The 19,231-nt window shown below is 72.3% G+C and carries 11 protein-coding genes; 9 read left to right on the plus strand and 2 right to left on the minus strand.

The window, feature by feature from the left end; genetic code table 11:
* The 8 genes from ACH4XV_RS41620 to ACH4XV_RS41655 all read left to right on the plus strand — a co-directional run.
* The coding region (locus tag ACH4XV_RS41620) for an SDR family NAD(P)-dependent oxidoreductase (protein WP_395798675.1) at positions 1 to 3,274 on the plus strand (3,274 nt) is incomplete at its 5' end.
* 79 nt (positions 3,275 to 3,353) lie between these two features.
* A complete protein-coding gene (locus ACH4XV_RS41625; RefSeq protein ID WP_395798677.1) occupies positions 3,354 to 4,469 on the plus strand; it encodes an alpha/beta fold hydrolase in 1,116 nt (371 codons plus the stop codon).
* Between the two features lie 2 nt (positions 4,470 to 4,471).
* Positions 4,472 to 9,025 (plus strand): type I polyketide synthase, encoded by a 4,554-nt coding sequence (locus ACH4XV_RS41630; protein WP_395798726.1) that lies wholly within the window; start codon positions 4,472 to 4,474, stop codon positions 9,023 to 9,025.
* Positions 9,026 to 9,142: 117 nt separating this feature from the next.
* A complete protein-coding gene (locus tag ACH4XV_RS41635; RefSeq protein ID WP_395798679.1) occupies positions 9,143 to 10,780 on the plus strand; it encodes an ABC transporter substrate-binding protein in 1,638 nt (545 codons plus the stop codon).
* Complete coding sequence (locus ACH4XV_RS41640) at positions 10,777 to 11,712, plus strand: ABC transporter permease (protein WP_395798681.1); 936 nt, start codon at positions 10,777 to 10,779, stop codon at positions 11,710 to 11,712. The genes ACH4XV_RS41635 and ACH4XV_RS41640 overlap by 4 nt, the downstream gene beginning before the upstream one ends.
* Entirely contained in the window at positions 11,709 to 12,938 is a 1,230-nt protein-coding gene (locus ACH4XV_RS41645) for an amidohydrolase family protein (protein WP_395798683.1), read from the plus strand. The genes ACH4XV_RS41640 and ACH4XV_RS41645 overlap by 4 nt, the downstream gene beginning before the upstream one ends.
* Before the next feature lie 88 nt (positions 12,939 to 13,026).
* Positions 13,027 to 13,911, plus strand: a complete 885-nt coding sequence (locus ACH4XV_RS41650; RefSeq protein ID WP_395798685.1) for an ABC transporter permease — start codon at positions 13,027 to 13,029, stop codon at positions 13,909 to 13,911.
* Positions 13,901 to 15,739: a dipeptide ABC transporter ATP-binding protein gene (locus ACH4XV_RS41655; RefSeq protein WP_395798687.1), complete on the plus strand. Its 1,839-nt coding sequence runs from the start codon at positions 13,901 to 13,903 to the stop codon at positions 15,737 to 15,739. The genes ACH4XV_RS41650 and ACH4XV_RS41655 overlap by 11 nt, the downstream gene beginning before the upstream one ends.
* A gap of 172 nt (positions 15,740 to 15,911) precedes the next feature.
* Here the strand turns inward: ACH4XV_RS41655 and ACH4XV_RS41660 are convergent, their stop codons facing one another.
* Both ACH4XV_RS41660 and ACH4XV_RS41665 read right to left on the minus strand, forming a co-directional pair.
* A complete protein-coding gene (locus ACH4XV_RS41660) occupies positions 15,912 to 16,730 on the minus strand; it encodes an SAM-dependent methyltransferase (protein ID WP_395798689.1) in 819 nt (272 codons plus the stop codon).
* Positions 16,731 to 16,867: 137 nt separating this feature from the next.
* Positions 16,868 to 18,367, minus strand: a complete 1,500-nt coding sequence (locus ACH4XV_RS41665) for an MFS transporter (RefSeq protein WP_380001849.1) — start codon at positions 18,365 to 18,367, stop codon at positions 16,868 to 16,870.
* A gap of 257 nt (positions 18,368 to 18,624) precedes the next feature.
* Between ACH4XV_RS41665 and ACH4XV_RS41670 the strand changes: the two genes are divergently transcribed.
* Positions 18,625 to 19,230, plus strand: a complete 606-nt coding sequence (locus tag ACH4XV_RS41670; RefSeq protein ID WP_395798691.1) for a TetR/AcrR family transcriptional regulator — start codon at positions 18,625 to 18,627, stop codon at positions 19,228 to 19,230.
* Position 19,231 lies beyond the last annotated feature (1 nt).

The raw sequence follows: 19,231 nt of genomic DNA on the forward strand, positions 1-19,231 counted from the left end.
CATCCTCACCGACCTCGCCCCCATCACCCCCCAACCCACCACCATCCCCCTCTACTCCACCGTCACGGCGGCACCGCTCGACGGCACCGCCTGCAACCCCGAACACTGGTACACCAACCTCCGCACCACCGTCCGCTTCCAAGAAACCATCGAAGCCCAACTACGCGACGGGTACACGCACTTCATCGAGACCAGCCCGCATTCGGTGCTGACCGCGGCCATCCTCGAGATCATCGACGAGAACACCGACGAGGACACGAACAGTGCGAACGGCGGTCCGATACCCGCCACCGTGCTGGGCACCCTGACCCGCGACGACGACACCCCCGCACGGGTGCACACCGCACTCGCCCGCGCGTTCGCCACCGGACTGCTCCCCGAGTGGCCGCCATCGGCCGCGACGCTCGCGGCGGACGTGCCGACCTATCCCTTCCGGCCCGAGACCTATTGGGTCGAAGCCGGCCACACCCGGGCCGATGCCGGCGGTATGGGACAACTCGCTTCGCCACACCCGCTGCTGGGCGCCGCCGTGGACCTGGCGGACGGGGACGGACTGGTCCTGACCGGCCGGCTGTCCCTGGCCACCCAACCCTGGCTCGCCGATCACGCCGTACACGACACCGTCCTGCTCCCCGGAGCCGCCTTCCTCGACCTCGCCCTGCACACGATCGGGCTGCTCGACGGCCGGCACGATCTGGAGGACCTGGTCCTGCACGCTCCGTTGGCGCTCTTCGAGCAGCAGGCGATACACCTGCAACTGTCCGTCGGCGCCCCGGACGAGTCCGGGCACCGCACACTGGCCATCCACTCGCGACCCGAGTCGGCAGACCCCGACACCGCGCCCGGCGCCTGGACCCGGCACGCCGGTGCCACCGTCGCCCCGGCCGGCGGCCGGGCCACGGCGGACCGGACGATGGGCGGGGCGTGGCCCCCGGTCGGGGCGAAGCCCGTGGATCTGCTCGACCGGTACGCGGACTTCGCCCGCCAGGGCTACCGGTACGGGCCGCTCTTCCAGGGACTGACCGCCCTGTGGCGCGACGGCGATGACCTCTACGCCGAGATCCGCCTGCCGGACGACGCCGACCCGACCGGCCACACCATCCACCCCGCCCTCCTCGACGCCGCGTTCCAGCCGTTGGCGGCCGTCTTCGCCGATGGCCGCGACCTGCATCTGCCGTTCGCGTTCGGCGGCGTGCGCCACACGCCGGGGGCGGGCACTGTCGTGCGGGCACGACTGAGCCGCACCGGATCGAACACGTTCAACGTGGCCGTGACCGACCCCGACGGCGCGCATTTCCTCGACGTCGAGACGCTGACGACCCGGGTGATCGGCCCGGAACAACTCGCCGCGCTCGACCATCGCCCCGCGAAGGGCCTGCACGCGGTGCGGTGGGAACTGTACGACGCCGGCAACTCCACGGCGGAGCCCACGAATCCGGTTGTACTCGCGGAACCCGGTCACTGGCTCGCGACGGCCCTGGCCGCCGCCGGACACGACGTCGTCACCCATCCACACCTCGATGCGCTGAACGCGGCGATCCGCGCCGGCGCTCCGGTGCCGACCGTCGTCCTGGTGCCGGCGGACGGGCCGGCGGTCGACCCGACCGCCGAGGAGGCGTCGGGCATGGACGTACCGCAGGCAGCGCGGTATGCCGTGGAGCGGGCACTCGCGTTGACGCGGGAGTGGCCGGCCCAGCCCGCGTACGAGCGCTCGCGCCTGGTGTTCGTCACCCGCGATGCCGTGGCCACCGGGCCGGGCGAGCGGCTGGACAACCTGGCGCACGCACCGCTGTGGGGCCTGCTCCGCTCGGCGCACAGCGAACACCCGGGCAGCTTCGGGATGGTGGACGTCGACGGCGACGGCGGCCCGCGCGCGCCGCAGGCCCTGGCGTCCGCCGTCACGGCGGCGCAACCCGAACTGGCCGTCCGGGCGGACCGCCTGCTCGCGCCGACGTTGACCGCCTACGCCCCGGCCGGCGCCGAGGAAGAGGAAAACTCGTCCCTCACGATCGACCCCGACGGGACCGTCCTGATCACCGGTGGCACCGGCACCCTCGGGTCGCTGACGGCACGTCACCTGATCACCCGCCACGGCGCCAGGCACCTGGTGCTGACCAGCCGCACCGGTGGCACCCCCGAAACCGACACGATCGTCGCCGAACTCGGGAAGCTGGGTGCCGAGGTCGCCGTAGTACGAGCGGACGCGAGCGACCCCTCGCGGATGGCGGAGCTGTTCGACGGCATCGACCCGGCCCACCCGCTCACCGCGATCTTCCACGCCGCCGGCACCCTCGCCGACGCCGCGCTCACCAACCAGACGTCGGAACACCTCGACATCGTGCTGCCCCCGAAGATCGACGCCGCCTGGCACCTGCACACCCTCGGCGCGCGGCTCACCCCCGCCCCCGCCCTGATCCTGTACTCCTCGGCGGCGGCCACGTTCGGCAGTCCCGGGCAGGCCAACTACGCGGCGGCCAACACCTTCCTGGACGCCCTCGCCCACCATCGCCACGCACGGGGCCTGCCCGGCACCAGCCTCGCGTGGGGTCCCTGGCAGCAGACCAGCAACCTCACCGCCACACTCACCGCCGTCGACCACGAACGCCACCGAGACCAGGGCGTCGTCCCCTTGGCGACGCCACACGCGCTCACCCTCCTGAGTTCCGCGCTGGCCGCACCGCGGCCCGCCCTCACCGTGATCGACCTGCGCCGACGCACCGTCGCGCAGCCCGCGCCGAGGCGCCGCGCCTATGCCGAACTCCCGGCCGAGGAACGCCGGAAGGCGCTGCTCGACCTGGTCCGGGACACGGTCGCGAGCGTGTCGGGTCGCGGGGGCGGCGGGCACGAGGAGATCGACGAGCGTCAGTTCAAGGACCTGGGATTCGATTCGATGACGGCGGTGGAGCTGCGCAACCGGCTCGGCGCCGCCACCGGGCTGCGCCTGCCGGCCACGCTCGTCTTCGACCACGCGACCCCGTTCGCGGTGGCCCGTTTCCTGGACGAGCGTCTGGCCGAGGGCCTGGACGACGACGGCGCCTCGGCCACGTCGGCACTCCTCGCCGACCTCGACCGGTTCCACGCGGCGGTGGCCGGGTTGACCGCCGAGGACCGTACGCGCGGCGAGGCCGTCGTCCGGCTGCGGGAGATTCTCCGCAGCCTGGACGACGCGCACGACGTCACCGACCCGCAGGCGCCGGACCTCGACACCGAGATCGAGACGGCGTCCGCCGAGGGCATCCTCGATCTCATCGACCGCCAGTTCGGTGCGCTGTGAAGCGCCACCCCCGCGAGCCCACGAGCCGCACGCCCGCCACCGCAGCCGCCCATCCATCGCCCGCCGGAAGGCGTCCCGTATGAACGACATCGACGAGCTGAAGCAATTCGTGGAGATCCACGCCAGGTCCCAGAACATCCCGACCGCGCGCTATCGCGAGATCGTCGCGAACGTGACCCACGACCGCGGCGACACCGAGGGCTCGTGGGTCCGGGCATGGAGCGACGCGGCGCGGGAGTTGGAGGCGCAGGGCCGTCCGCTCGACGCCTGTCGGCACTACAACATGGCCCGCTTCCCGTTCGTGGACGGGCCGGCCCGGCAGCACGCCCTCGATCGTTGTGTGGCCGCGTTCGATCTGTGGCGCCGGACCCAGGGCGACATCGAGCCGTTGCTCGTGGAATCGCCGGACGGGCCGTTGCGCTGCTGGACGGCCAATCTGTCGTCGACCGGGGCTCGTCCGATCCTGTTGGTGACGGGCGGGATCGTCAGCGTCAAGGAGCAGTGGGCCCCGGTTCTGGCCCAGGCGAAGCGGCTCGGGATGGCCGGTGTGGTCACCGAGATGCCCGGCGTGGGCGAGAACGGGCTGCGCTACGACGCGGACAGTTGGCGGATGTTCCCCGCGGTGCTGGACGCGGTGGCCCGGCACGCGCCGGTGGAGTCGGTGTACACGGTGGCGTTGAGCTTCAGCGGGCATCTCGCGTTGCGTGCCGCGACGCACGACGACCGGATCAAGGGCGTGATCACCGCCGGGGCGCCGATCGAGCACTTCTTCTCCGACGCGGAATGGCGACGACAGGTGCCCCGGGTGACCCGGGACACCCTGGCCCACCTGGCGCGGGTCGCGCCCGACGAGGTCGGTGCGCACATGAGCGAATGGGGCCTGGGCAAGGACGAGTTGGCGGCCCTGGACATTCCGGTCGCCTACATGACCAGTCTGCGTGACGAGATCATCCCGCCCGGCGACGCGGAGGCGATCCGCGAGCACGTCCGGCGGCTCACGCTGATCGGCAACGACGACGTGCACGGCTCGCCGGACCACGTGGTCGAGACGCGGTTGTGGATCCTGCTGAATCTGCTCCGGATGAGCGGTCGGCGAGGACCGCAGCGCGCCGTGCTCGGCACGCTGTGGCGCGTGGCGCGCACACGCAACCGCTTCAAGAAGCAGGGCAGGGTCGCGGAAAGGGTGAACGGCTGATGGTGGCGAACACACCGGACGAGACCAGGCTCGTCGAGTATCTCAAGCGGGTGACCGCCAAGTTGGGTCGCGCGCAGCAGCGGCTGCGCAATCTGGAGGCCCGGGCCGAGGAGCCGATCGCGATCGTGGCGATGGGCTGCCGCTACCCGGGAGGCGTGCGCGATCCGGAGGACCTGTGGCGACTGGTCGCCGACGGGCGGGACGCGATCGGGTGGTTCCCCGACAACCGGGGCTGGGACCTGGATGCGCTCTATCACCCGGACCCGGACCATCCCGGCACCGCGTACACCCGGCAGGGTGGGTTCCTGTACGACGCCGACCGCTTCGACGCGGGGTTCTTCGGGATCAGCCCGCGTGAGGCCCTGGCCACCGACCCGCAGCAGCGGCAGTTGTTGGAGGTGGCGTGGGAGACGTTCGAGCGCGCGGGGATCGACCCGACGACTTTGCGGGAAACCCCGACCGGGGTGTTCGTCGGGGTGATGTACGACGACTACGCCTCGCGGCTGCACCGGATGCCGGCGGAGTTCGAGGGGCTGGTGGGCAATGGCAGCGCCGGCAGCGTCGCGTCCGGGCGCGTGGCCTACTCCCTCGGGCTCCAGGGGCCGGCGGTGACCGTGGACACCGCCTGCTCGTCGTCGCTGGTGAGTCTGCACGTCGCGGCGCAGGCACTGCGGCACGGCGACTGCTCGCTGGCGCTGGCCGGCGGGGTGACCCTGATGGCCACGCCCGCGCTGTTCGTGGAGTTCAGCCGGCAGCGAGGGTTGTCGGCGGACGGCCGGTGCAAGTCGTTCGGGGCGGCGGACGGCACCGGATTCGCCGAGGGCGTCGGGCTCGTGTTGTTGGAGCGCCTCGGTGACGCGCGGCGCAACGGCCATCCGGTACTGGCGCTGCTGCGCGGCTCGGCGGTCAATCAGGACGGGGCGAGCAACGGTCTGTCCGCGCCCAACGGTCCGGCGCAGGAGCGGCTGATCCGGCAGGCGTTGGCCAACGCGCGGTTGTCGCCGGCCGAGGTGGACGTGGTGGAGGCGCACGGCACCGGGACGTCGTTGGGCGACCCGGTGGAGGCGCAGGCGATCATCGCCACCTACGGTCGGGACCGCCCCGAGGGGCGGCCGGTGTGGCTGGGCTCGATCAAGTCGAACATCGGACACACCCAGGCGGCGGCCGGGGTGGCCGGCGTGATCAAGATGGTGCAGGCGCTGCGGCACGGTGTGCTGCCGCGCACGTTGCACGTGGACGAGCCCTCGCCGCACATCGACTGGGACGCGGGGGCCGTGTCGCTGTTGGCGCGGGAGGTGTCGTGGCCGGCCGTGGAACGGCCGCGCCGGGCGGCGGTGTCCTCGTTCGGGATCAGCGGGACGAACGCGCACCTGGTGCTCGAACAGGCCCCGCCGGACACCCCGGCCACGCCGCCGGGCGGGGACGGGCCGCGTGCGCACGCCCCGGAGGGGCCGGCGCCGTGGCTGTTGTCGGCCCGGAGCGCGCAGGCGTTGCGGGACCAGGCGCGCCGGCTGCACGCGGCGGTCTCGACCGCGCCGGAGCCGGGCGCCGTGGACGTGGGCAGGGCGCTGGCCACCACCCGAACCGCCTTCGAGCATCGTGCGGCGGTGGTCGCGCCGGACGCGGCGGGCCGGCTGCGGGCGTTGGCCGTGCTGGCCGACGGCGGCGTGGCGCCCGGGCTGCTCGTGGGTCGGGCGGCGCGCGGGTCCACCGCGTTCATGTTCACCGGCCAGGGCAGCCAGCGACCCGGGATGGGCGCCGAACTGGGCTCGGTCTTCCCAGCCTTTCGCACGGCCCTGGACGAGGTGTGCGCGGAGTTGGACCGGCACCTGGACCGGCCGTTGGCGGGTCTTTTGGCGGCCGAGGCCGGGTCGGCCGACGCGGCGCTGTTGGATCGCACCGGCTACACCCAGGCGGCCTTGTTCGCGGTGGAGATCGCGCTGTTCCGGCTTCTGGAGCACTACGGGGTCGAGCCCGACTACCTGATCGGTCACTCCATCGGCGAGTTGGCCGCCGCACACGCGGCGGGGGTGCTGACGCTGCCCGACGCGTGCGCGCTCGTCGCCGCGCGCGGTCGGTTGATGCAGGCGCTGCCCGGTGACGGGGCGATGGCCTCGTTGCGGGCGGGCGAGCGCGATGTGTCGCCGCTGCTGGCGGGCTACGAGGAGCGGGTGGCGATCGCGGCGGTGAACGGGCCGACGTCGACGGTGATCTCGGGGGACGCGGACGCGGTCGCGGCGGTGGCCGCGCGCTGGCGTCATCTCGGGCACAAGGCGCGCACGTTGCGGGTCAGCCACGCCTTCCACTCGCCGCACATGGACGCCATGCTGGCCGACTTCCGCGAGGTGGCCCGCGGGCTCCGCTTCGCCGCGCCGAGGTTGCCGATCGTCTCGAACGAGACGGGAGTGCCGGCCACGGCACGGGAGTTGGCCTCGCCGGAGTACTGGGTCCGCCATGTGCGCGGCACGGTGCGCTTCCACGAGGGGGTGCGCTGGTTGAGTGGGCAGGGCGTCGGTACCTATCTGGAGTTGGGGCCCGACGCGACGCTCACCCCGATGGCTCAGGAATCCTTGGCCGTGGAGCGCGACGCGGCGGTGGTCGCCCCGTTGTTGCGCCGGGACCGGTCGGAGCCGGCGACGGTGGCGGGGGCGCTGGCGCAGGCGCACATCCGAGGTGTCGCGGTGGACTGGCGACGGTGGTTCGCCGACGTCGCGCCGGCGGGGGGCGGGCGCGAGGTTTCGCTGCCCACCTACGCGTTCCAGCGCAGCCGCTACTGGCTGGAGCAGGCGGCAGAGCAGACCGCGCCCGAACAGCACACCGGTGGTGCCGAGGCCCGGTTCTGGGCGGCGGTCGAGGCGGGCGACGTCGCCGTGTCCGCGGCCGAGCTGGGCCTGCGCGGCGCGCAGGAGCGGGCGTTGCGCGAGTTGTTGCCCGCGTTGTCGACGCTGCGCCGCAGCCGGCGGTGGTGGTATCGCTCGGGGTGGAAGCCGTTGCCGGGCGAGAGCGAGGAGAGCGGCGAATCGCCGTCGTCGGGGCGTTGGTTGGCGGTGGCCGAGGAGGGTGACGCGGGCGCGGTCACCGACATCGCGGCGCTGTCGTCGGCCGGACTGCGCCGGGTGTCGCGGGTGCTGCTCGCGCCCGGCGGCGATGTCGCGGACGCGGTGGCGCGGGCGGTGCCGGACGCGGCGGGCATCGACGGGGTGTTGTGGTTCGCGGCCGGGTCGGCCGAGTTGGGCGCCGCCGCGGAGCGCACCCTCGCGCTGTTGGCGGCGTTGCCCGCGGTGGGGGTCGGGGCGCCGGTGTGGGTGGCGACGCGGGGCGCGGTGTCGGTCGGCCCGGCCGATCCGCCGCGGCGGCCGGCCGACGCGGCGTTGTGGGGGCTGCGGGATCGGCTGCGCGGCGGGGGTCTGGTGGACCTGGGCGAGGTGGTGGACGAGCGGGCCGCCGGGCGGCTCGCGGCGCTGCTGGCCGAACCCGGTGCGGAGAACGAGGTCGCGGTGCGCGCCGACGGGGTCTTCGCGCGTCGCTGGTGGCACACGGCGGTCGCGGCGGGCGAGGCGTCGGCCGAGGGGGCGGCGCTGGTCGTCGGTACCGATCCGCTGGCCCTGGCCGCGGCGCGTCGGCTCGTGCGCGACGGCCGCGAGCGGGTGGTGTTGGCCGGTCCCGGCGCCCGAGGCGTGGCCCGGGATCTGCCGGACGCGGTCACGGTCGTGGACTGCGATCTCGACGACGCGGACGCGCTCGCCGCGTTAGTGGCCGCCGGGTCGGCCGACCATCCGCTCACGCTGCTCGTCTGCGTGGCCGCGACCGTGCGCGAGGCGGCTCCGGCCGTCGTGCTCGACGCCTTGACGCGCGATGGCGGGCCCGCCTCCTTCGTACTGATCTCGCCCGGCGCGGCGGCGCTGCCGGCCCCGGCTCCGGCGGCCGACACGGCCGTTCCCGCCCTGTTCGACTCCCTGGCCAGGCAGCGGCGGGCCGCCGGTCTGCCCGCGGTCGCGGCGTGCTGGGGGCCGTGGACGGAGAGCACGCACGAGTTCGGGGCGGGCGACGCGGGCCACGTGGTCGTGGCGGATCTGGTCTTCCCGGCCCTGTTCGGCGCCGCGGCCTCGACGGACGGCGACGTGTCGTTGGTGATCGCCGACGTGCCGTGGTCGGCGCTCGCCTCGCCCGGTGCGCTGGTGCGCGATCTGCCGGAGGTCGCCCGCTCCCACGCGGGCCCCGCGCCCGCGCTCGCCTCGGTGGTGGATCCGGATGCCGCCGAGCGGCTGCGCGAGCGGTTGGCGGCGCTGTCCGCGGACGAGGAGGAGAAGGTGCTGACGGATCTGATCACCGAGCATGCGGCCGCCATCCTGGGCCACGACTCGCCCGCGGCGGTGGACCCGACGGCGAGCCTGCTCGATCTGGGCATGTCCTCGTTCACCGCGCTGCAACTGCGCAACCAACTCAGCGCCGCCACCGGCCTGGACCTGCCCGCGACCGCGCCCTACGACCACCCCTCCCCGGCCGCGTTCGGACGTTATCTGCGGGCCGAACTCGCCGGCCGTACGGCCGCTTGAGCCCGGTAAACCCGGCGTTAAGGATCCTTTAAGCGCCCCCCGTGAGAGTCGTCCTCGCCCGCCCCCACCAGAGTCCGGCGGGCCCCCGGGCGAGGAGGCACGACCATCGACTCACGGATGCGATCACCTGGATTGACCGGCACGTTGCGGATGATCTGCGCGCTGACGTGTCTGTGTCTCGCCCTCTCCTCCTGCGCCGGCACGCGGGAGGAGAGCGGCGCGGTCGCGGATGCCGGCAAGATGCTGCGCTACGCGACCGCGACCGAACCCGAATGCCTGGATCCGCAGGTCGGCGGGCGCGACGTGGACGCCCTGATCGATCGCAACATCTTCGACTCCCTCGTCAGCGCGACCGAGGACGGCACCTTCCGTCCCTGGCTGGCCGAGAGTTGGACGATCTCCGAGGACCGGACCACGTACACCTTCCGACTGCGCCCGGGCGTGCGATTCCAGGACGGCACGCCGCTGGACGCGGCGGCCGTCAAGGCCACCCTCGACCACGCGGTGGATCCGAAGGCCAAGTCCTTCTACGCGGCCAGTCTGGTCGGCGCCTACGCCGGTGCCACGATCGTGGATCCGCTGGTGATCGAGGTGCGTCTGTCCCACCCCAGCAGTCCGTTCCTCCAGGCGCTGAGCACCCCCTACCTCGGCATCCAGTCGCCGAAGTCGATGCGCGAGAACGCGGGCAGGTTGTGCCAGAAGCCGGTGGGTTCCGGTCCGTTCGGCTTCGTCGAGTGGCGCAAGAACACCAGTGTCGTGCTGAAGCGGAACCCGGACTACAACTGGGGCCCACCCGATGCCAAGCACACCGGCATGGCGAAACTGAAGGGCATCACCTTCTCGTTCGTGCCGGAGAACTCGGTGCGGCTGGGTTCGCTGATGAGCGGTCAGGTGGACGCGATCGGCGAGGTGCCCACGGTGAACGCGACCACCGTGGCCAAGGCGCTGCGGCTGCTGCGTCATCCGGCGCCGGGCGCGGTGTACACCATCTTCCTGAACAGCGGCAGCGGACCGCTGGTCGACGAGCGGGTGCGGATCGCGCTGCAACGCTCCCTGAATCTGGATCAGTTGATCAAGGCCTTGCATTTCGGGCAGTACGACCGGGCCTGGAGCGTGCTCGGCCCGACCACCGTGGCCTACGACCGTACGGTCGAGGGCTCGTGGAAGTACGACCCCAAGCTGGCGAACCGGTTGCTCGACGAGGCCGGGTGGACCGGCCGGGACGCGGCGGGCTACCGCACCAAGGACGGCCGACGGCTCACCCTCGTGTGGCCATACGCCAAGCAACTCTCGCGCGACGGCCGCGAGTTCATTGGGCAGGGCATCGCGGCGGATGCCCGCAGGGTCGGCTTCGACGTGCGCTTCGAGCGGGAGGAGCCGGGCGCGCTGAACACCCAACTGGCGTCCGGCAAGGGACTGGACATGTTCGCGATGAGCTTCGTGCGATCCGAACCGGACATCCTGCGGTACTTCTTCGCCTCGGACCAGACCGTGAACAAGGGTGGCGGCAACCTGTTCCGGGTCGCCGATCCACAGCTGGACCGGTGGTTCCGGGACGCGACCACCGACAACGACACGGCCGCTCGCAGGCAGTCCTTCGAACAGGCCCAGCAATACATCCGCACGCACGCGCTGGCGATACCGGTCTACGTGCCGAAGGCGATGATCGGCACGTCGAAAAAGCTGCACGACGTGGGTTTCGCGCCGGACGCCTACCCGTTGTTCTACGACGCGTGGCTGGGGGCGGGACGATGAGCGCTCGACTGGCCTGGTTGGTACGCCGGATCGTGCTCGGCGTGATGGTGGTCCTGGGCGCGGCCACGGCGGCGTTCGCCGCGATGCACCTGATGCCCGGCGATCCGGTGCAGGCGATGCTCGGCCAGAGCGGACGCACGCCCGAACTGGTCGCGCGCGTGCGCCACGACACCGGCCTGGACCGGCCGCTGTACGAGCAGTACGGGCTGTTCCTGGGCCGATTGGCCCGCGGCGACCTGGGTACGTCGTACCAACTCCAGGAAAGGGTGACGGAGTTGATCCGCTCGCAGGTCTGGTCCACGGTGGCCCTGTCGCTCGCGGGCTTCCTCCTGGCGATCGTGATCGCGGTACCGGTGGCGGTGGCCACCGCCGCTCGCCGGCCGGCGCTGCGCCGGCTGACCTCGACGGTGGAACTGGTGCTGGCGTCGGTGCCCGGTTTTTGGATCGGGGTGTTGTTGCTGACCGTCTTCTCCTTCCACTGGCAACTCTTCCCGGCGGTCGGCGGCACCGGGGTGCGCGGACTCGTGCTCCCGGCGCTGACCCTGGCGCTGACCCTGGTCGGCGTGTTCACCCAGGTGTTGCGGGAGGAGATGGAACGCGCCCTGCGCGAGCCGTTCGTGCTGAGTTCGCGCGCCCGGGGCGCGGGCGAGACCACGGTGCGGTTGCGCCACGCCCTGCGGCACGCGCTCATCCCGCTGCTCACCCTCTCCGGCTGGACCGTGGGCACGCTGCTCACCGGTGCGGTGACCATCGAGACGGTCTTCAACCGCCCCGGGGTGGGCCGACTCCTGGTGACCGCCGTCGACAGCCGGGACTTCCCGGTGATCAGCGGCGTGGTGGTGCTCTCGGCCGCGGTCTTCGCGGTGATCAGCATCGGCACCGACTGGCTGTACACGATCGTGGACGCGCGGGTACGGGAGGTACGGACGTGAGTGACGAGCGGATCCTGACCGCCGCGCTGGTGTTGACCGGGCCGGCGGACGAGGTGATCGAGGACGGCGCGGTACGCGTGCGCGACGGCGTCTTCGCCGATGTGGGCCCGCGTCGTGAGGTCGTGGAGCGGGCCGCGCCCGGCACTCCCGTACTCGACCTGGCCGGCGCGACGCTGCTGCCCGGTCTGATCGACTGCCATGTCCACCTCGCCTTCGACGCGAGCGAGGACCCCGTCGCCGCGTTGCGCGCGGCCGACGACCGCGACCTGCTGCTGGACATGGCGGGCCGGGCCCGGCGGTTGCTCGACGCGGGGGTGACCACGGCGCGCGATCTGGGTGATCGCGGCGGGCTGGCGGCGCGGCTGCGGGACGCGATCGAGGCGGGCACGCTGCCGGGTCCGCGCCTGCTGACCGCGGGGCCGCCGATCACCGTGACCGGCGGACACTGCTGGTTCCTGGGCGGCGCGGCCGACGGCGCGGACCGCATCCGCGAGCGGGTGCGGCGCAACGTGGCCGACGGCGCCGACGTGATCAAGGTGATGAGCACGGGCGGCAGCATGACGGCGGGCGGACCGCCCGCCTGGCAGGCGCAGTTCTCGGTCGAGGAGGTGACACTGGTCGTCGCCGAGGCGGCCCGCTTCGGCCGCCGGGTGGCCGCGCACGCGCATGGCACCGCGGGTATCGAGGTGGCGCTGGCCGCGGGGGTGCACACCCTCGAACACTGCTCGTTCGTCACGGAACCGGCCCTGGGCGAGGATCACGAACGCCGGGATCGGCTGATCCGGGAGATCGCGGAGCGCGGCGTGGCGGTGTGTCCGACGTTCAGTGCCACGCTCACCGACGTGGAGCGCCGGCTCGGCCCGGACGTCCTGCGCCCGTGGCTGGATCTGGTGCACCGCCAGTACGAGGCGGGCGTACGGCTGATCGCGGGCACCGACGCGGGCATCGCCCAGGCTCCGTTCGAGGGATACGCGCAGGGTCTGGAGTGGTACGTACGGGCCGGACTGCCGCCGGGGGCGGTGCTGGAGATGGCCACCACGAACGCGGCGGAAGCGCTCGGCCTGGCCGACCGGATCGGCCGGATCGCGATCGGCCTGGACGCGGACGCGGTCGTGGTCGACGACGATCCGCGCAACGGCTTCGGCACGCTCGCCGACCCCCGGTTGGTCCTGCGCCGGGGCCGGCCGCACGTACCCGCGCCGCGCGCCTCGGCGAAAGCCGCGTGAGCGCGCCCACCCGGGCCCGCATCCCGCGCGCCCGGCACCTTTGCGGCAAGCCCGGATCCACCGTGGGACTCGAAGGGATGGACCGCCGATGAGCGGCGCAGGCATCGCGGCGATCGAAGCCGCTCCGGTTCCGCCGTCCGCCCAGCGGCGCACCGCGGCCGGGCCCGGACCCGGCCTCGTCGTGGCCGGTGTGGTCCTGGCCTTCGTCGCCCTCGCGGCGCTGTGGCCGGACCTGTTGACCACGCGGGCGCCGGACGCCATCGAGCCGGTACAGGCGCTGTCGGGCCCCAGCGCCGAGCACTGGTTCGGCACCGACCAACTGGGCCGCGACATCTACAGCCGCATCGTCGACGGCGCCCGACCGTCCCTGGAGATCGGCGTCGGGGCCACCGTCATCGCGGTCGCGGCCGGCTCGATCCTGGGGGTCGTGGCGGCGACCGCGGGCCGGGTCGCCGACGAGCTGATCATGCGGATCACCGATGTCTTCCTGGCCTTTCCCGGCCTGATCCTGGCCATGGTCCTGGTGGCCGTGCTGGGCCCTGGCACCGGCAACGCGATGTTGGCGATCAGTTGTTCGCTCACGCCGGGCTTCGTGCGGCTGGCCCGGGGCCAGGCACTGGTGGTGCGCGAGGCCGACTACGTACGCATGGCGATCGTCTTCGGCCGCAGCCGTTGGAGTGCCTACCGCACCCACCTGCTTCCGAACACGATGCCGCCGCTGCTGGTCCTGGCGACCGTCAACATCGGCACCGCGATCCTCGCGGGCTCGGCGCTCAGCTTCCTGGGCCTGGGGCCGAAGGACTCGTCCTCGGAATGGGGATCGATGCTCTCCGAGGGACGCGACTATCTCGGCTCGGCCTGGGCCACGGCGGTCTTTCCCGGGCTGGCGATCAGCGTGACCGTCGTCGCGATCAACGTGGTGGGACGCGGCCTGCGGCAACGATTCGACGGGAGGTCCACCGATGGCGACTGATCGCGGTGAACCCTTGCTCAGTGTGCGCGACCTGCGCGTCTTCTTCCCGAGCGGCCGACACGGTCGGGTCGACGCGGTCCGCGGTGTGGACTTCGACCTGCGGGCCGGCGAAGTGCTGGCGATCGTCGGGGAGTCGGGTTCGGGCAAGAGCGTGACCGCACGCTCCCTGGTCGGACTCGCCGGTCCCGGCGCGCGGGTACGCGCCGACCGGCTGCGCGTGGACGGCGAGGACCTGCGCACCGCCTCGGCACAGCGGCTGCGCCGGATCCGCGGCCTGCGCGTGGGCCTGGTCCTGCAGGACGCGCTGTCCGCGCTGGACCCGGTGCGTACCGTGGGCGCCGAGGTCGGCGAGACCCTGCGGGTGCACAACCTGGTCCGCCGGGCCGAGGCGGTACCGCGCGTGGTGGAGCTGCTGGAGCGCGCCCGCGTCCCGGAACCGGCGCTGCGGGCCCGGCAGTATCCGCACCAGCTCTCCGGCGGCCTGCGCCAACGTGCCCTGATCGCCGCCGCGATGGCCGCCGATCCGCCGATCCTGATCGCCGACGAGCCGACCACGGCCCTGGACGTGGGCGTGCAGGCGCGGATCCTCGACCTGCTCGCCGCCAAGCGCGACGCCGGCACCGGCATCCTGCTGATCAGCCACGACCTGGCCGTCGTGGCCCGACTCGCCGACCGGGTCGCGGTGATGTACGACGGGGTGTTCGTCGAGGAGGGCACCACCCGCGAACTGCTCACCGACCCGCGCCACCCGTACACCCGGCACCTGCTCGCCGCGATCCCGGCCGGGCAGGATCGGGACATCCGGTTGTCCGCCGGGCAGCACCGCACCGACGTCGCCGCTCCGGTCGCCCGGGGATGCCACTACGCGCCGCGTTGCCCCCTGGCCGAGGACGCGTGCCGGGTCGAGGAGCCGGTCCCGGTGTCGATCGGCGACACGCACACCGCGCGCTGCCGCCTCCTCGACGCGCCCTGGACACCCGCCGACCGGGTCTCGCGGGCCGAGGGGCGGCCGGTCGGGGAGACGGTCCTGGCCGCCGCGCATCTGTCGAAGTCCTTCCCGGGCCCCGACCGCAGTCGACGGCTCGCGGTGGACGACGTCTCGTTCACGCTGGGCGCGGGCGAGACGCTCGGCATCGTCGGCGAGTCGGGCTCCGGCAAGAGCACCACCGCGCAACTGGTACTGGGCCTGCTCGAACCGGACGAGGGGCAGGTCACCCTGCACGGGAGTCCGTGGTCGCACCGGCGCGAGCGTGATCGCCGTCCGCTGCGCCGGCGGATCCAGTTCGTCCCGCAGGAGCCGCTCGCCTCCTTCGACCCCCGGTACACCGTCGCGCGACTGATCGCCGAGGGCCTGGGCGGCACCGCACGCCGGGAGGTGCGCCGGCACCGCGCCCGAATCGCCGAACTGCTCACCCTGGTCGGCCTGGACCCGGCGCTCGCCGACGCCCGACCCCGACGCCTGTCCGGCGGGCAGCGCCAACGGGTCGCCATCGCACGGGCGTTGGCCTCGGAGCCGGACGTGATCGTGTGCGACGAGCCGGTCTCGGCCCTGGACGTATCGGTCCAGGCCCAGATTCTGGACCTGCTGGGCGATCTCCGGCAGGAGTTGGGGGTGGCACTGCTGTTCATCTCGCACGACCTGGGGGTGATCCGCCATCTCAGTGACCGGGTGCTGGTGATGCACGACGGGAAGGTGGTCGAGACCGGTACCGCGCGGGAGGTCTTCGACCGGCCGACGCACGAGTACACCCGATCGCTGCTCGCCGCGCTGCCCAGGGTCGGTGACGCGTTCGCCCGGGCCGAGCCGTTGGCGGACTCCGCCACGTGAAACCGGGGCGCGTGCCCCGCGCCCGTCGACGGCCGTCGCGGAAGCTTCACCGCGGCGGCCGTTTCGCCACCGCGTCCGCGGCGGGAGTCGGACGAACGACGAGTGTCCGGCCCCACGGCACGGGGAACCGTAGGGGCCGGACACTCGGGAAAGCCGTGCGGGCAGGTGTGAGTTACCGGCGCACGGCGGTCAGGAGGCCACCATTGGACCGCCCCTGCGCCTGGCGGCCGTAGGAGGCGGCCACGTCGGCCCGGTCCAGCAGTCGGGCGTCCCAGCCGTTCTCGCCCAGCCAGGGCATCGTGCCCTCACCGAGACCGCCCTTGGCCATGGCCGCGATCTCGGCGAGTCCGGGCACCGCCTTGGCCTCGGCGAGGAACGCGGACTTGTCCAGGTTGGCGTGCTCGAACGACATCCGGCTGCCGGACGCGGACAGGTCGCCGATCATGCCGAGCAGTCGGGCCGCCTCGTCCGCGGTGAGGTAGCCGAGTACGCCCTCGACCAGCCAGGCCGTCGGCGCGGTGGGGTCGAACCCGCCCGCGACCAGTCGGGCGGGCCAGTCGTCGTCGCGCAGGTCCGTCATCAACACATCGCGGGCGCAACGCGGTCGGGCGTCGGCGGCGTCCAACACCTCGTTCTTGAAGTCGAGGAGGTCGCCGAGGTCGATCTCGTACAGGTGGACGCCGGCCGGCCAGTCCAGGCGGTAGGCACGGGCGTCCAGACCCGCGCCGACCAGAACGACCTGCCGACACCCGGCCTCGGTGGCCGCCAGCAGGTATTCGTCGAAGAAGCGTGTGCGCACGATGACGTTGAAGCTGAGGATCTGCTTCCAGGTGGCTCGGGCCTCGACCTCGGCCGGGTCGCTCTCGTGTTGCTCGGACGCCGCGATGAACAGCGGCGCGAAGGGGTCGTCGAAGAGGCGGTCGGGGCGCCGACTCTCCTCCGCACGCACGTATGTGGCCTCTATCGACGTTCGTGCGATCTTGGAACGCATCCGGACTCCTTCGTCGTGTCGGTGTGACCGGTGTGACGGGTGTATCGGGCGCCGCTGAAACCGCTCTGAAACCGCTCTGAAACGACGCCGGACATCCCGCCCGGACGGGCCCCGGGCAGGGCCCGTCCGGGACTCGATCAGCTCGACGGCTTGGGCTTGGGCGGGCCCTTGATCACGAAGATCGCGATCAGCAGGGCGGCGCCCACGAAGGCGGTACCGGCCAGGAACGCGCTTTGCATGCCCTCGCTGAAGACGTGCTGCGTCCACTCGGAGGGGGAGGCGCCGTGCCGGTCGCCGTCCGCGGCGTTCTTGCTCGCCGTGCCGAACACCGTGACCAGGATGCCGAGTCCGAGCGCGCCGCCGAGTTGCATCATGGTCTGGAGCACGCCGGAGGCGGCGCCCGCGTCCCTGGGCTCGACCCCGGCCATCACCGTGACGTTCATCGGCATGAAGCTCAGCCCCATCCCGATGCCGAACAGCAGCAGCGGCCCGAACACACCGGTCCAGAAGGAACTGTCCTCGGTGAGCCGCGTGAACCAGAAGAAGGCACCGGTCATCAGCGCCGCCCCGACGATCATCAAGAGCTTGGCGCCGAACCGCTTGAGCAGCTTGGGCACCTGGGTCACGGTGGCGAACATCCCGAGCGTCATGGGCAGGAAGGCGCAGCCGGATTCGGCGGGGCTGAAGCCCAGCACGTCCTGGATGTACTGGCTCAGGAAGAAGAACATGCCGAGCATGCTCGCGGTGAGCAGCAGCACGTTGAGGTAGGCACTGGAGCGGTTGCGGTGCGCGAACAGCCGCAGCGGCAGGATCGGCGGGTCGATCTTCGTCTCGATCACCACGAACGCGGCCAGCAACACCCCGGCCAGCACGAAGGACGCGATGGTCGTCGCGTCGCCCCAGCCGTCGTCGGGGACGCGGATGAAGGCGTACACCAGGGCGACCATGCCGACGGTCGAGGTGACCGTGCCGAGGTAGTCGATCCTGCTCTTGCGGTGCTCCGGTTCACGAATGTAGCGGGGGGCGAGCAGCGCGACGGCCAGTCCGATCGGCACGTTGATGAACAACACCCAGCGCCACGACGCCCAGTCGGTGAGCACGCCGCCGAGGATCAGTCCGATCGATCCGCCGGCGCCGGCGGTGGCCGAGTAGACGCTGAGCGCCTTGTGCCGAGGGGCGCCCTCGGCGAAGTTGGTGACGATCAGGGACATGGTGCTGGGCGCGGCCAGCGCTGCGCCCACACCCTGGACGGCCCGGGCGGCGATCAGCAGCTCCGGGTTCTGGGCCAGGCCGCCGACCAGGGATGCGACGGTGAAGACCACCGTGCCCAGGACGAGCATGCGGCGCTTGCCCAGGATGTCGCCGATCCGGCCGCCGAACAGCAGCAGGCCGCCGAACGCCAGGGTGTAGGCGTTGATCACCCAGGCCAGTCCGGTGCGCGAGAAGCCGAGGTCCTGCTGGATCTTCGGCAGTGCGATGTTCACCACCGTGGCATCGACGCTGATCATCAGATAACACACCGCGATGATCGCCAGGATGATTCCGGAGTGCGGCGCCGCGGGCGCCGCCGCCGCACGTTCGGTCTCACCGGACAGCGCACGGCTGTCGGCGACGGTGTCGGTGTGGTCCTCGGGCATTTCTCTCCTACGCGGACTCTCGACGCCTGGGTCCCGATGGTCGTGGGAACTTCACACTCGCACGCGGACGGCGTCACGACGGATTATCCAGGGACTGTCCCCGATTAGCCGTTCCGACAATACAGGGATAGTCCCCGTTTTCTCAAGAGCCGTCCGCATCAGGGCTCTGAGCAGGGCGGGGACTATCATGGGCACCTGCTCGGCGGCCCAGGGCGCGCCGACGCGACGCCCTGATGTCACGCAGTAGGGACGTTCACATGACGGTCACCTCCGGAGACCCCGCGGGACCCACCGGTCCGCGACAACCGCCGACGCGAGCCGACGCCCGCCGCAACTACGAGCGGCTGCTCGTCGCGGCCGGCGAGGCATTCGCCGAGAACGGCGCGGGCACCTCGCTCGACGACATCGCCAAGCGCGCCGGAGTCGGCAACGCGACCCTCTACCGCCACTTCCCCACCCGCGAGGTGCTCCTCGAAACGGTCTACCGGGACGAGATCCAACAGTTGGGCGACCACGCGTGGGCGGCGTCACCGTCCGGCGACCCGGTCGAGGCGCTGGCCGACTGGTTGCGCCTGGCGGTGTCCCGACTGCGGGTCTACGAGGGCCTGAAGGGTCTGCTGGAGATCGCCCTGCGCGACGAGAGCGCCGAGTTGGCGTCGTGGTGTCGGGCGACCATCCGATCGGCGGCGGCCCATCTGCTCGCCAGGGCGCAGCGGGAGGGGGCCATCCGCGGCGACATCGACGAGTTGGTGCTGCTGCGGTTCGCCAACGCGATCTCGCTGACCGCCGAGATGAGCACGACCGGCACCGACCCGACGGACCAGCTCATCTCGCTGCTCTTCGACGGGCTGCGCACACGCTGAG

Source organism: Embleya sp. NPDC020630 (genome assembly GCF_044334985.1).
Classification (GTDB): Bacteria; Actinomycetota; Actinomycetes; order Streptomycetales; family Streptomycetaceae; genus Embleya.

Coding starts and splice junctions, on each gene's coding strand:
- ACH4XV_RS41670 (WP_395798691.1), top strand. CDS start 18,625: ATGACGGTCACCTCCGGAGACCCCGCGGGACCCACCGGTCCGCGACAA.
- ACH4XV_RS41635 (WP_395798679.1), top strand. CDS start 9,143: ATGCGATCACCTGGATTGACCGGCACGTTGCGGATGATCTGCGCGCTG.
- ACH4XV_RS41640 (WP_395798681.1), top strand. CDS start 10,777: ATGAGCGCTCGACTGGCCTGGTTGGTACGCCGGATCGTGCTCGGCGTG.
- ACH4XV_RS41625 (WP_395798677.1), top strand. CDS start 3,354: ATGAACGACATCGACGAGCTGAAGCAATTCGTGGAGATCCACGCCAGG.
- ACH4XV_RS41650 (WP_395798685.1), top strand. CDS start 13,027: ATGAGCGGCGCAGGCATCGCGGCGATCGAAGCCGCTCCGGTTCCGCCG.
- ACH4XV_RS41660 (WP_395798689.1), bottom strand. CDS start 16,730: ATGCGTTCCAAGATCGCACGAACGTCGATAGAGGCCACATACGTGCGT.
- ACH4XV_RS41655 (WP_395798687.1), top strand. CDS start 13,901: ATGGCGACTGATCGCGGTGAACCCTTGCTCAGTGTGCGCGACCTGCGC.
- ACH4XV_RS41665 (WP_380001849.1), bottom strand. CDS start 18,367: ATGCCCGAGGACCACACCGACACCGTCGCCGACAGCCGTGCGCTGTCC.